Source organism: Paraglaciecola aestuariivivens (assembly GCF_052983255.1).
This window is the reverse complement of record NZ_JBRKBA010000002.1, coordinates 419,043-432,563: the sequence shown is the minus strand read 5'-3', so window position 1 is coordinate 432,563 and position 13,521 is coordinate 419,043. Positions and strand designations below refer to the sequence as shown.

At 41.9% G+C, this 13,521-nt stretch carries 12 protein-coding genes; 5 read left to right on the top strand and 7 right to left on the bottom strand.

Going from position 1 to position 13,521, the window contains the following annotated elements; genetic code table 11:
• Nucleotide 1 precedes the first annotated feature (1 nt).
• The 5 genes from ccmE to ccmA are packed head-to-tail and all read right to left on the bottom strand — an operon-like array spanning nt 2 to nt 2,757.
• Nucleotides 2–487: a cytochrome c maturation protein CcmE gene (gene ccmE / locus ACVCDT_RS04795; protein ID WP_447131610.1), complete on the bottom strand. Its 486-nt coding sequence runs from the start codon at nt 485–487 to the stop codon at nt 2–4.
• Complete coding sequence (gene ccmD, locus ACVCDT_RS04790) at nt 484–705, bottom strand: heme exporter protein CcmD (RefSeq protein ID WP_447131609.1); 222 nt, start codon at nt 703–705, stop codon at nt 484–486. Before ccmD ends, ccmE begins: the two co-directional genes overlap by 4 nt.
• The gene (locus ACVCDT_RS04785; protein ID WP_447131608.1) at nt 705–1,463 is read right to left on the bottom strand and encodes a heme ABC transporter permease; all 759 of its coding nucleotides are present in this window, start codon (nt 1,461–1,463) and stop codon (nt 705–707) included. Before ACVCDT_RS04785 ends, ccmD begins: the two co-directional genes overlap by 1 nt.
• Entirely contained in the window at nt 1,463–2,128 is a 666-nt protein-coding gene (gene ccmB, locus ACVCDT_RS04780; protein WP_447131607.1) for a heme exporter protein CcmB, read from the bottom strand. Before ccmB ends, ACVCDT_RS04785 begins: the two co-directional genes overlap by 1 nt.
• The gene (ccmA, locus tag ACVCDT_RS04775; RefSeq protein ID WP_447131606.1) at nt 2,125–2,757 is read right to left on the bottom strand and encodes a cytochrome c biogenesis heme-transporting ATPase CcmA; all 633 of its coding nucleotides are present in this window, start codon (nt 2,755–2,757) and stop codon (nt 2,125–2,127) included. The genes ccmB and ccmA overlap by 4 nt, the downstream gene beginning before the upstream one ends.
• Nucleotides 2,758–2,977: 220 nt before the next feature.
• Between ccmA and fliK the strand changes: the two genes are divergently transcribed.
• The 3 genes from fliK to ACVCDT_RS04760 all read left to right on the top strand — a co-directional run bounded on the left by fliK (nt 2,978) and on the right by ACVCDT_RS04760 (nt 7,251).
• Nucleotides 2,978–5,416, top strand: a complete 2,439-nt coding sequence (gene fliK, locus ACVCDT_RS04770) for a flagellar hook-length control protein FliK (protein ID WP_447131605.1) — start codon at nt 2,978–2,980, stop codon at nt 5,414–5,416.
• Between the two features lie 14 nt (nt 5,417–5,430).
• The gene (locus tag ACVCDT_RS04765; RefSeq protein ID WP_447131604.1) at nt 5,431–5,772 is read left to right on the top strand and encodes an EscU/YscU/HrcU family type III secretion system export apparatus switch protein; all 342 of its coding nucleotides are present in this window, start codon (nt 5,431–5,433) and stop codon (nt 5,770–5,772) included.
• Nucleotides 5,773–6,171: 399 nt separating this feature from the next.
• On the top strand, nt 6,172–7,251 hold the full coding sequence (locus tag ACVCDT_RS04760) for a methyl-accepting chemotaxis protein (protein ID WP_447131603.1): 1,080 nt from the start codon (nt 6,172–6,174) through the stop codon (nt 7,249–7,251).
• Nucleotides 7,252–7,329: 78 nt separating this feature from the next.
• Here ACVCDT_RS04760 and recA read toward each other — a convergent pair whose 3' ends face one another.
• Both recA and ACVCDT_RS04750 read right to left on the bottom strand, forming a co-directional pair.
• The gene (recA, locus tag ACVCDT_RS04755) at nt 7,330–8,367 is read right to left on the bottom strand and encodes a recombinase RecA (RefSeq protein ID WP_447131680.1); all 1,038 of its coding nucleotides are present in this window, start codon (nt 8,365–8,367) and stop codon (nt 7,330–7,332) included.
• A gap of 131 nt (nt 8,368–8,498) precedes the next feature.
• A complete protein-coding gene (locus tag ACVCDT_RS04750; protein ID WP_447131602.1) occupies nt 8,499–8,984 on the bottom strand; it encodes a nicotinamide-nucleotide amidohydrolase family protein in 486 nt (161 codons plus the stop codon).
• A gap of 80 nt (nt 8,985–9,064) precedes the next feature.
• Here ACVCDT_RS04750 and mutS point away from each other — a divergent pair, with 80 nt between their 5' ends.
• Nucleotides 9,065–11,683 (top strand): DNA mismatch repair protein MutS, encoded by a 2,619-nt coding sequence (gene mutS, locus ACVCDT_RS04745; protein WP_447131601.1) that lies wholly within the window; start codon nt 9,065–9,067, stop codon nt 11,681–11,683.
• 198 nt (nt 11,684–11,881) lie between these two features.
• Nucleotides 11,882–13,513, top strand: coding sequence for a CTP synthase (pyrG, locus tag ACVCDT_RS04740; RefSeq protein WP_447131600.1), 1,632 nt, complete (start codon nt 11,882–11,884; stop codon nt 13,511–13,513).
• Nucleotides 13,514–13,521: the final 8 nt, after the last annotated feature.

Below are 13,521 nucleotides of genomic sequence, written 5' to 3'. Positions count from 1 at the left end.
GTTAATATCCAGACTCTGACGCGCTGTAATCAGCTTGATTAGGTTTAACATGCTTAATGCCTTTCATTTTTTCAGCGAGTTCTGGGGGCATATATTCTTCGTCGTGTTTAGCTAATACTTCGTGAGCTTCAATATGATTGGTTTTAGTCAACACCCCTGTTGCAACTATCCCCTGCCCTTCACGAAATAAATCGGGCAAGATACCTTGGTAACTCACTGTCACTTTAGGACCTAGATCAACCAAATCAAAACTTACCGCTAAACTTTGTTGGTCGCGCTTCACTGAGCCAGGCACTACCATGCCGCCAATACGTAAACGCTGACCTACTGCAGGGATCTTGCCGGCTTTGCCTTCAATCACTTCGCTGGGGGTGTAAAACAAATCGATATTTTGATTTAGCGCATACAACATTAAGCCTATTGCGCCCGCTACTACTAAAACTATGGCAGACACCGCCATTAAGCGTTTTTGTCTTCTTGGGTTCACCCTTGTTCTCCACTTGATCGTTGGTCACTTTGTTTGGCAGCCTGAATACGCGCTTGTCTGGCCTGCTCTTGTAATACACGTTTAAGCAAACTTTGCTTGGTTAACCAGGCTTGTATCCACATCACCGCCACACTAAAAAGTGCCACGCCAAAAGACAGCCATACATATAGGGCGTATCCACCCATCTGCCAAAAACTGGCTAAATCATCAAAATGCATTAGTTGTTACCTATCTCGGGAGCTTGGTGTTTGGCTAATGCCACAACCCATGGACGTTTAAATTCACGCTCTAACATTTGATTTTGCAATCTAAATAAAAATATTGCCCCACAAGCTAAGCCCCAGCCTAAAATAGACAACAATAATGGCCATAACATTTCAGCGGGCATAGAAGGTTTGTCGAATTTCATAATAGTGGCGCCTTGATGCAAGGTGTTCCACCACTCAACTGAATAATGAATAATGGGCAAATTAATAATTCCCACCACAGCCATCACTCCAGCAGCTTTACCTGCTTGTTGTTTATCATCAAAGGATTTGTACAAAGACATCACCCCAAAAAACAAAAACAGTAAAATCAATTGAGAGGTGAGTCTTGCATCCCACTCCCACCAAGTTCCCCACATGGGCTTACCCCAAGCAGCACCCGTCACTAGTGAAACAAAAGTCACCATAGCCCCAATAGGCGCAAGGGCTATCATGGCCATAAAAGCAGTTTTTATTTGCCAAACTAACCCAATAAAAGCCGCAATAGCCATGGCCATATATAAACTTTTAGACAGCACCGCACTGGGCACATGCACATAAATAATTCGATAGGCATCGCTTTGTTGATAATCTGTTGGAGCAAAAGCCAGCCCCCATACAGTACCCACTAAGATCACGCTTAACCCTAGTCCATTAAACCAAGGCAATAAGCTTTGGCACAGCTGATATGCACGCTCAGTTTTAGCGTACGGATGTAACCACTTCCACATTAGGATTGACTCACTCTAAGTGCATAAGCAATGGCAAATGGCGCCAAAGCTAAAGAGAATAAAAACATCGCGCCTATTAATGCCAATTGAGCGCTATAAGGCAAATTCATTGATGCGGCTTCCACTGCTGAAGTAGCAAAAATTAATAAAGGAATAAAAACCGGCAATAATAACAAGGCTAACAATACCCCACCGCGGTTTAATCCAACTGTTAACCCAACCGCAATGGCACCAATTAAGCTTAACAAAGGTGTGCCTAACACTAAGGTGGCTAACAATGCCCAATACATAGGCGCAGTTAAATGCAAAAACAAGGCTAACAAAGGAGATAACACAATAAGCGGCAGAATACTGGTTAGCCAATGGGCACAGACTTTGGTTAACGCTATAGCCGCTAACGAAGTACCAGATAACATTTGTTGTTCTAAACTGCCATCCTGAAAATCGTCTCTAAATAATCTTTCTAACCCCAATAGTGATGACAATATCGCAGCCACCCATATCACCCCAGGTCCAATTTTTTGCAAAGTATTGGGCTCTGGGCCTACAGCTAAAGGAAAAAGGCTAATGACCAACACCATAAACATTAAGGGTTGCATTAATTCGGCGCGCTGGCGGTAGGCCAGTGCCAGGTCACGCTTTAACACTGAATAGAGCACACTCATACTAATCGGTACTCCAATTCTAATTCTTGGGTGGGGTAATCCATGGCCAATGCCTGATGAGAGGTCATGATCACTGCGCCAGCTTGTTGCAAAAACCTCTGAATATGCTGGGTTAACAAGCTCACCCCTTGGGTATCCAATGCGGTAAAAGGCTCGTCTAATATCCACAATTTAGCTTGGGGCTTTAACCAAAAACGCGCCAATGCAACGCGCCTTTGCTGACCGGCAGAAAGATGATTTATCGGTAAATCCTCTAAACCAACTAAGTTAAGTTGAGCTAACACCTCAAATAATTGCGCTTTGCTTACTGCAAGCTGTTGTTGCTCGGCCCAATATCCAAGGTTTTCAAGGGCGGTTAAGTTTTGATTTAATCCGAGCTTATGACCAAAGTAGACCAACTCATGATAATAATCGCTGGGGTTTTGACTGACTAAGGACTGGTTAAAGGTAACACTGCCGGTATCTGGCATAGAAAGCCCTGCTAGCACTCTAAGCAAGCTGGTTTTACCCGCACCATTTTGCCCTTTGAGGTATAACAATTGGCCCGGCTCAACGGTAAAGTTTAAATTTTCGAATAATAACCTATCACTTTTACTTACCGACAAGTTATTTATAGAAAGTACCGCCAAGCGCATCCTCGATTACAACAAAATGGGCCGATAATAATATCATAGGGTTTTGCGCTAACCTACTAACCTACACATTTAGTTGCACATAAAAATCACAATAATGATGAATGAAAACCACTGGATTTATTGCAATCTTAGTTAAGCCATAGCCAAATTAGTTTAGTTAGGCGTACACTAAACAGCACTCATATTTTTTTGTGTTAATGCCGATAACCTATTTATGTCTGATATCTCTGCTAATCATAGCCTTATAGCCAATGCGCTAACGCAATTAACTCAATTAGCGCCAAGCTCTGAGTCTGCACAACGTGCAGTAGAGGTATTAGTTAAGCATTTAGCCGGTCAGGTAATTAGTTTAAGCCAGCCTCAAACTTTATTAAATAAAACGGTATTACTTAAGCAGCCCAGTATTTCTGGGCAATTAGTTTCTGACCAAACTCATCAAGTTAAGGTGGCTTTAGATCCCGAAGCTAAGGTTTTACCTAAATTACAATTTTATTCAGCCGATAGTACGATTGATACAACCAAGATAAAAATTAGTGATAAACAATTACAACAAATCTTGGCAATTTCAGCTAAATCATTAACTACAGTAAAGCCTTTAGAACTATCCAGCCAGCCCCTTAAAGTGCCAGTTATACAGGCAACTGTAGTGCAGGCAGGATCCACAAACAAAGTAGCAGACAGTCAGCCGCAAAAAATCCAAGACCCAGCTAATTCACAGCACAAACCAGTGGTTTTAGACACACAAAGCAAACAAAGGTTAGATAAAACCACTAGACCAACTCTGAGCCTGAAGCTCTCTGCTAATCAGTCAGAACAAATTATTTCATTGCCTGTTAAAACCACCACTAAGTTTAATCTAGCTGACAAAGTGACGCTGGAGCTCACACCTAAAGGACACAATTGGCAAGTGACGGTTCGCCCGCTTCCAGTTAATTCTGAGCAAGTTAAACTAAGCCTTAACTCACAAATTCCCCCCCCAGCTCCAGCAAACTCAAATAACCAAGCTTTAAGCCCAGATAACACAAAAGCTGCACCACAAGCTATAACGGCAAAAGCTAATATACAGGCTAACCAAGTTGAGCCTTTGCTACGCATTATCTTACCCGCAACTAAGGCAGCACCAATTATTCAGGCGAGTTTGCAACAGCAAAACACCCACCCGCCAATTTCACTGCCGATTAAGGAAACCCTACAACAACTTAATAAATTGCCAACTCAGCAAAGCGACCCCATCATTAGGCAAATCCAAGCTCAGCCAATTGATGGTTTGCAATTACAAGTAAATAAAAACTCAGAGGCGCTGATTGCGCTACAAAAGGCTAACCCTGTAGCCACTATTGCCATTGACCAAGACATAGCTAAACAAATTCAATCTTTTAGATTAATAGACAGCAAACAATTAGTTAAAAATATTGAGTTGGTGCAAGGGCAAATCAATAGCACACCAATTAAACCCACTAACAACCCATTACCCAGCTCAGACAAAGCTTTGGCTACACCAGCGGCAGAACCAGGATCAGTCAAAACCCCAGACTCAGCTTTAGTAAATAACCCAAAACACAAGCCCAGCAATTTGGCAGAGTCGGCAAAGCCTTTAGCCTCGCCCATACAACAGCCAACTGTAAGCTTAAAACAAGCCGCCAGCCAATTGTTGGAACTGGTACGCAATTACTCACAAACTGAAAGCATAGTGACGCCGCGTTTTTTAACCAATCAAGTAGAACAAAAACAACTTGTTCAGCACTTGCATCGAATCGTCAATGCTAAAGCCGAAGTGCCTACCCTGCCCTTACAAGCCATAGAAAAAGTCCTAAGTGATCCGCTCATGACTAAAGGAGATATTGAGCCTTCGGTTAAACAAATTATTGAGCAATTAATTCAACAAATAAAACAATCTTTACCTCAAGGTAAAGAGCAAGATGCCAGTCAAATTCGCCAGTTGTTAACTTCGCCAGCCTTATCATTATCCTCTGCACAAATATCTACAGCCAATGCTAGTCCTGGCTTGTTAGGTGGCTTAGTCTCTTTGTTACAAATATCTCTTAGCGCAAGGTTAACTCGTAATTTATCTAGCCGAAGCCAGCAGATTACTCAAAGTATCAATAATGTATTAGCGGCAAGTGACTCTCCAGTAAAAGGCCCATTAACCAGCAAAGCTTTAAATGACTTTTCTCAAGTTGAACAAAAACATCAATTAATTAAAGAAATTGGTCGTATCTTAGCAGGACACCAAGCCAGTAAATTAACCAATGCAGAACAACTACTACAAGGCCAAGATAGCTTTTATTACACTTTGCCTTCGGCTTTTGCTGGAAAATTGAATGATATAGAACTATTAATCAAACGCGAAGAGCAGCAACAACAAGACCCCTCTGAGCAAGCACAAGGTAAAGTTTGGCAACTTACTATGAAGCTTTCAGTGGGAGAAATGGGCGAATTATTAACCAAAGCTAAATTAATTAATGAGACAGTAGAGTTACATTTTTACGCTTCAAACGACGCAGTTAAATATCAGGTTTATAACTATTTACCCCTGCTGCGCAGAAAATTGGACTCGTTAGGCATAGAAGTAAATAAAAGTGAGTGTCAGCTAGGCAAAATCCCAGATACATTGCAGCAACGTCCCTATCATGTTTTTCAAGCTAAAGCCTAAAATGCAGAGTAAGTATGACAAAAGATAAAAATACCACTCATTCAAAGCCCAAAAGTGCAGTTGGCTTAAAATACCAACAAGCACAGGCAGGAGAAACAAGCCAAGCCCCTACTATTGTGGCTAAAGGTTTTGGTGAATTAGCTGAAGAAATTGTTAATCTTGCCAGGCAAAACGGAGTATTAGTGCATGAAGATCCTTATTTAAGTGACTTTTTGGCAACCTTAGATTTAGGCCAAGAAATTCCCGATTCTTTGTACCATGTGATTGCCGAGCTCATTTCATTCTCTTATGTGTTACAAGGCAAATTCCCAGATAGTTGGGCCAAATTACACGGCAAAGTATCAACCAAAATCTAAAATGGGTTGTGTACGACAAAAGTTGAATGGGCATTACTTATATATCCCTATATTATGACTGGCTAAATAGCGATACACAGCCTAACCTAATGAGTCTTAAAGACATTCTGTTAACTATAGATAATGGAGTTTTCAATGCCTCTTTAAGTTTGTTATTCCAGCTATAATCAAAACAACATGGCTTAATTTAGTTTATTTGTTTTAAAAAGCTTGTTTAAAGGCTGTTTCTGAGTACTTTAAATAATAACCAGAATTGTTTCAGTTCTTGGTAAATCTGCCGAAAACTAAGATAGTTAACCAAAATTTGATTGCAACTAACGGCCTACTTGTATGTAGCGCGTTTAACTGCAAATAAGGGATGCCCCCTTAGCCCTTTATATATGTGTGGAGCTTTAATTCATGTTTGTCAGTAAAAGTAGATATCTCGATTTAGAACAAAAATTAGCTCGGGTAGAGGCAGAAAGGAACCGCCTAAAGACTGAAAATGAAGATCTTATATCCGAACTGACTATCACTAAGACTGCAACTGAAACTCAAGAAGAAGCCAGTCTAGATAAACAAATTTGGCCTAACCTGCTTAATTGTATTAGCCAAGTCACTAGCATCAGAGAGTCAGTCTTATCTAGCTACGAAAAGATACATGATGAATCTCAGTCCATCGATGAACTTAATCAAGTGTTAGATACAGGGCAAGAATCCATTACTGGCATTGCCGGTGGCATGGAACAAATCACGGTAAAAATGCAAAACATGTCGCAAAGCATGGCCAACCTTGAAGCCATTGCCGATAGCATTAACTCTTTTGTTGAAACCATTTCAAAAATTTCCGATCAAACCAACTTATTAGCGTTAAATGCGGCAATAGAAGCAGCACGTGCCGGCGATGCAGGTCGCGGTTTCTCTGTGGTGGCTGATGAAGTACGAAGCCTTGCCAGCAATACCAGTAAGTCTGCAGAAGAAGTAGGCGGACTCATTGCAAGGATCAAACAAGACACTGAAACAGGGGTAAAATTTGCTACTGCATTAGAAGAGTCCAATGTAGAGCTATCTAACACTATTGCAGGACTAAACACCAGTTACAGTGGTATCAACAATACAGTTGGCGCCATGAAAACCTCTATTACCGGAGCCATGGGTAGAGGCTTTTTACAAACCGTTAAACTTGATCATATTGTGTTTAAAGGTGAAGTTTATCAAATTGCACTTGGCCGCTCACAAAACACTATTGATACCTTAAGTGACCATAAACAATGTCGTTTAGGCCAATGGTATAACAGTGAACAATCAAGTGAGTACCACAAAAGTACTGCTTTTAAATCTTTAGAAAGACCTCATGCAGAAGTTCACCAGTTTGGACTTGAAGCCCTAAAACATCAGCAAAATGGTGATGTGAAAAGCTGTTTGTTAGCCCTTGAAAAGATGGAAATGTCCAGCACTCAAGTGCTAAGCATTTTAGATGAGCTAGCCAATCAAGTTTAATCCATTGGCCTGAGTCAAAGCTATTATTTACCTATAAAAAAACCCGCATTCAGCGGGTTTTTTATGTGCATTCCAGACTTAAAGCTGCTCTTCTTTAGGCTGAGCCTCGTCTTCTGCAACAGGCTTAGACAACAATAAATCACGTAAACGTTTATCTATTTCTTTAGCCATCTCAGGGTGCTCTTTTAAATAAGTAATAGAATTGGCTTTACCCTGCCCAATACGCTCACCATTGTAGCTGTACCAAGCACCGGCTTTTTCGACCATTTTATGGGTTACGCCTAAATCAATTAGCTCACCAAAGCTGTTAATGCCTTCACCGTACATAATTTGAAATTCTGCTTGCTTAAAGGGCGGCGACACTTTGTTTTTCACCACTTTAACTCGAGTTTCATTACCTACAATTTCATCTCCGGCTTTTACCGCACCTGTACGGCGAATATCTAAACGAACCGAAGCATAAAACTTAAGGGCATTACCACCAGTAGTGGTTTCAGGCGATCCAAACATTACACCAATTTTCATTCTAATTTGGTTAATGAAAATCAACATAGTATTAGATTGTTTTAAATTACCTGTTAACTTACGCATAGCTTGGCTCATCATTCGCGCTGCCAAGCCCATGTGTGAATCACCAATGTCTCCTTCAATCTCTGCCTTAGGTGTTAATGCGGCAACCGAGTCAACAACTATTACATCTACCGCACCAGAACGCGTTAACATATCGCAAATTTCTAATGCTTGTTCACCGGTATCAGGTTGAGAAACCAATAACTCTTTTACATCTACGCCAAGCTTTTTAGCATAAATAGGATCAAGGGCATGCTCAGCATCAATAAAGGCACAGACTTTGCCATTTCGCTGCGCTTCGGCAATCACTTCTAAAGTTAGCGTTGTTTTACCACTTGATTCAGGGCCGTATATTTCAACAATACGTCCTAATGGCAAACCACCCGCCCCTAAAGCAATATCTAAACCTAATGAGCCTGTTGAAATAGTTTCAACATCCATGGTTTTGTTATCGCCTAGTTTCATGATAGAGCCTTTACCAAATTGCTTTTCAATTTGACCTAAGGCGGCGCTTAACGCTCTGTTTTTGTTGTCATCCATCAGAATGTCCTTTGTGATTATCGGGCAAGGGCTTAATGCATGCCTGTTGCTATACAGTAGTTAATGCAAAGTATACTGTATGGTTATACAGTTACAAGGAAAATTTTTGATTTATTTTACTCTTTAAATCTTTTTGATTATTTATCGAGCAATGCCAAAGCATGGGTTAAAGCGTACTCAATTGCCGCTAACCTTACCGCTTCTCGGCTTCCAGCAAAGACTTGGTATTCAGAACTCAATTGGCCATCAATATAAAACCCAAACCAGACTGAACCAACTGGTTTTTCTAAGGTTCCCCCTAATGGACCAGCAATGCCACTTATCGCAACGGCTAGGTTAGCCTTTGCCTGCTCTGCTGCCCCTGCCGCCATTTCTATTACAGTTTCGTTCGACAGCTCAGTGTACTGGGCTAAGGTAGCCAACTTCACCCCTAACATACTGTGCTTGGCTTGGTTAGAGTAACTAATAAATCCTTTTTTAAAACACTCTGAGCTTCCAGAAATTCCAGTAATGGCGTATCCTACTCCCCCTCCTGTGCACGATTCAGCACAGGTGAATTGCCAACCTTTAGCTAATAATGCATTTACTAAACGTTGCGCCAATTGGGTGATAGTTTCAGTCATATAAGTCACCAGTTTTTACATGTATGCTTATTAGCATGTCACGCTAACCATTAAATAAAAACAATAAAGTAATTGTCATTATGCCATCGAGTAATTTTTCAGAGCCAAGCTCCCCTAGCCCTTCACTGCAATCTCATACGCCTATGATGCAACAGTACCTTAAGATAAAAGCTGAACATCAAGATGTTTTGTTATTTTACCGCATGGGTGATTTTTACGAATTATTTTTTGATGATGCAAAAAAAGCCTCTGAATTATTAGATATCTCTTTAACTGCCCGCGGTAAATCGGGCGGCAATGCCATACCTATGGCCGGGGTGCCTTACCACGCGGTAGAAAACTACTTAGCCCGTTTAGTTAAAATGGGCCAATCTGTGGCCATAGTGGAACAAGTTGGCGACCCCGCTACCAGCAAGGGGCCAGTCGAGCGTAAAGTACAACGAATAGTGACTCCTGGCACAGTCTCAGATGAAGCCTTACTCGAAGACAAACAAGATAATATATTGGCTGCGGTTGTCTGTAACAAACATCAATCTCAGTACTATTTTGGTTTTGCCACTTTAGACGTCAGCACAGGTCGTTTTACTATTAGCGAGCCTAAAGATACCGACGCACTTAGCGCAGAAATCCAACGAACCAATCCGGCTGAGTTACTTTACCCAGAAGACTTTGAGTTTTTGCATTTAATTGACCAACGCAAAGGATTAAGACGCCGACCACAATGGGAGTTCGATTTTGATACTGCCAATCAGCAATTAAATGAACAGTTCGGCACCAAAGAATTAACCGGTTTTGGGGTAACCTCGCATAAAATTGGCTTGTGTGCTGCGGGTTGCGTTATGCAATACGTAAAAGACACCCAAAGAAGTGCCTTGCCGCACATTCGCAATATTGTGTTAGAAAACTCAACAGATACTGTATTAATGGATGCTGCTACCAGGCGCAACCTAGAACTCACGCAAAACCTCTCTGGGGGAAAAGAGCACACCTTAGCCAGTGTGTTAGACAATACTTCTACTCCAATGGGCAGCCGACTCTTACAGCGTTGGTTACACCGGCCCCTTACAAATAGGCAAGTACTCAAGCAGCGCCAACTTAATATTCAGTCTTTATTAAATAGTGATTACCCACAATTACAAAGCGAACTTAAAAAAATTGGTGACATGCAAAGAGTCTTGGCTCGTTTAGCCCTGCGTTCAGCCAGACCCCGAGACTTTGCGCGCCTACGCCAAGCTTTTAGTTTATTGCCAGAGGTTCAAGACTTTGTTACTCAACAATCGGCTGAGTCTGCCAATACTGGTTTAATGCAATTGGCCAACGATATTGGCCACTATCCGGTATTTGCCGATCTATTAACTCGCGCCATTGAAGATGCCCCGCCTGTGTTAATTCGCGACGGGGGGGTCATAAAGCCTGGCTACAACCAAGAGTTAGATGAATTACGTGCCTTATCTAAAGGTGCCACCGATTACTTAGACGAACTCGAACAACGAGAAAAGCAACGCACAGGCATAGCCACCCTAAAAGTAGGTTACAACAAAGTTCATGGTTATTTTATTGAAGTGAGCCGCTCCTATGCCGAACAAGTACCGCCTGAATATGTTCGTCGTCAAACCCTAAAAAATAATGAAAGGTACATCATTCCCGAGCTTAAAGAGCACGAAGACAAAGTGTTAACTAGCCAAAGTAAATCTTTGGCCTTAGAAAAGCGTTTATACGATGAGCTGTTTGATATTCTGCTGCCCGAACTTGCAGCCCTAATGACCACAGCCGACGCCTTAGCCGAACTAGATGTATTAACTAACCTAGCAGAAAGGGCCGACAGCTTAAATTATCACTGCCCCAACTTAACCGAACAAAGTGGTATTCACTTTGAGCAAGGTCGTCATCCAGTGGTTGAGCATGTGATGCAAAGCCCATTTATAGCCAACCCCATAGAAGTTAACCCACACAGACGTATGTTAGTGATCACTGGGCCAAACATGGGGGGTAAATCAACTTATATGCGTCAAACCGCATTAATAGTATTAATGGCTTATATTGGTAGCTTTATTCCTGCAGAAAACGCACAAATTGGCCCAATAGACAGAATTTTCACCCGCATTGGGGCGTCTGACGATCTGGCTTCGGGTCGTTCAACCTTTATGGTAGAAATGACAGAAACCGCCAACATTCTAAACAATGCTACGGCCAATAGTTTAGTGCTTATGGATGAAATTGGTCGAGGCACCAGCACCTACGATGGCTTATCTTTAGCCTGGGCTTGTGCTCATTATTTAGCTACAAAGATCCAATCTTATACCTTGTTTGCCACTCACTACTTTGAACTAACCGCGCTGGCCGATAACCTAGCCGAATTGGCCAATGTGCATTTAGATGCAGTAGAACATCAAGAGTCCATTCGTTTTATGCATGCGGTACAAGAAGGCGCAGCCAATAAAAGTTATGGATTACAAGTGGCACAACTGGCTGGCGTACCGCGCCCAGTGATTTTACAAGCCAAACAAAAATTAAATGAGTTAGAGCGAACCAGTCAAGATCATAGCATTACAGAGGTGCCACACGAACAGCAACTCGATTTACTCGAACAGATCGACCCAGTGCGTCAAAGTTTGCAACAGATCATTCCTGACGACCTAAGTCCTAAACAAGCCTTAGCATATTTGTACGAACTAAAAAGCCTTGCCGAATCAGAGTAATTGGCATAACTAGGATGATTTTGGCATAGGCTAATTTGCGATTTTTTGCTCAACATATCGCTTTTGAATTGTCTGTAGGCGCAGAGTTGTTTATACTATTGCGCCGTCTAGTAGTGGTTTTTATCAACAGTTAAGTTGAGCTAAACGCACCGCTTTGTACAACGCCAATTCAACTCAAACGCCTTTATTAGGGTTCTCATGACAAATTATATTTTCGTCACAGGTGGTGTGGTTTCATCACTTGGAAAAGGTATTGCTGCTGCTTCTCTTGCGGCTATTTTAGAAGCACGGGGCTTAAAAGTTACCATGCTTAAACTTGACCCCTATATCAATGTTGACCCCGGCACTATGAGCCCCATTCAACACGGCGAAGTCTTTGTAACAGACGACGGCGCCGAAACCGATCTTGATTTAGGTCATTACGAACGTTTTATTCGTACTCGCATGACCAAGCGTAACAACTTTACTACGGGCCGAGTGTACGAAGAAGTCCTTAAACGCGAGCGTCGCGGTGATTATTTAGGGGCCACTATTCAGGTTATTCCACATATAACCAACGAAATTAAAAGACGCGTGATTGCCGGTGCCGAAGGGGTAGATGTTGCCATTGTAGAAGTAGGTGGCACAGTAGGTGATATAGAATCACAACCTTTTATTGAAGCAATACGTCAGCTTGGGGTAGAGGTAGGCCGTAACCGTGCCATGTTTATGCACCTTACCTTAGTACCCTATTTAGCCGCCTCGGCTGAAGTCAAAACCAAACCCACTCAGCACTCGGTAAAAGAATTGCGCTCGGTTGGGGTACAACCCGACATTTTAGTGTGTCGTTCTGAAGTGCCATTGCCTTCAAACGAACGTTCTAAAATTGCCTTGTTTACTAATGTAATAGACAAAGCGGTTATCTCTCTGCGCGACGCCGACAGCATTTATAAAATTCCCGCTATGCTAAAAGCTCAAGGCTTAGACGAATTAGTAGTTGATAGATTTGGACTTGAATGCCCAGAAGCAGATTTAACTGAGTGGGAGCAGGTGCTTTATGCTGAGTCTAACCCAACAGGTGAAATTACTGTGGGTATGGTTGGCAAATATGTTGAATTACCTGATGCTTACAAATCTGTAAACGAAGCCTTAAAACATGCGGGTTTAAAAAATAGATTAACAGTAAATATTAAACACATAGATTCGCAAGATATCGAAAGCAAAGGCGAGCAAATTTTACATAACTTAGATGCCATTTTAGTACCAGGTGGATTTGGTGAAAGAGGCATAGAAGGTAAAATTGCAGCGGCTAAATATGCCCGCGAAAATAAGGTTCCTTATTTAGGGATCTGTTTAGGTATGCAAGTTGCCATCATTGAATATGCACGCAATGTAGCGGGCATGGAAAAAGCCAATAGTACCGAGTTTGATCCAGAGTCACCTTTCCCTGTTGTGGGATTAATTACCGAATGGCTAGATGCTGAAGGCACCACTGAATCACGCGACGAAAGTTCTGATTTGGGTGGAACCATGCGTTTAGGTAGCCAGCTTTGTCACTTAATGCCAGGCAGCAAAGTACACGAGCTGTATGGCAGTAGTGAAATATACGAACGCCACAGACACAGATACGAAGTGAACAACAACTTGCGCGAGCAAATCGAAAAAGCCGGGTTAAAAGTCACTGGATTATCAACAGATAAAAAATTAGTAGAAGTCATAGAGGTGCCAGACCACCCGTGGTTTGTTGCAGGGCAATTTCACCCTGAATTTAACTCTACGCCACGCGACGGACATCCGTTATTTACCGGCTTTATTAAAGCCGCAGGCGAATACTTTAAAAATCACAATTAATTGAGAAG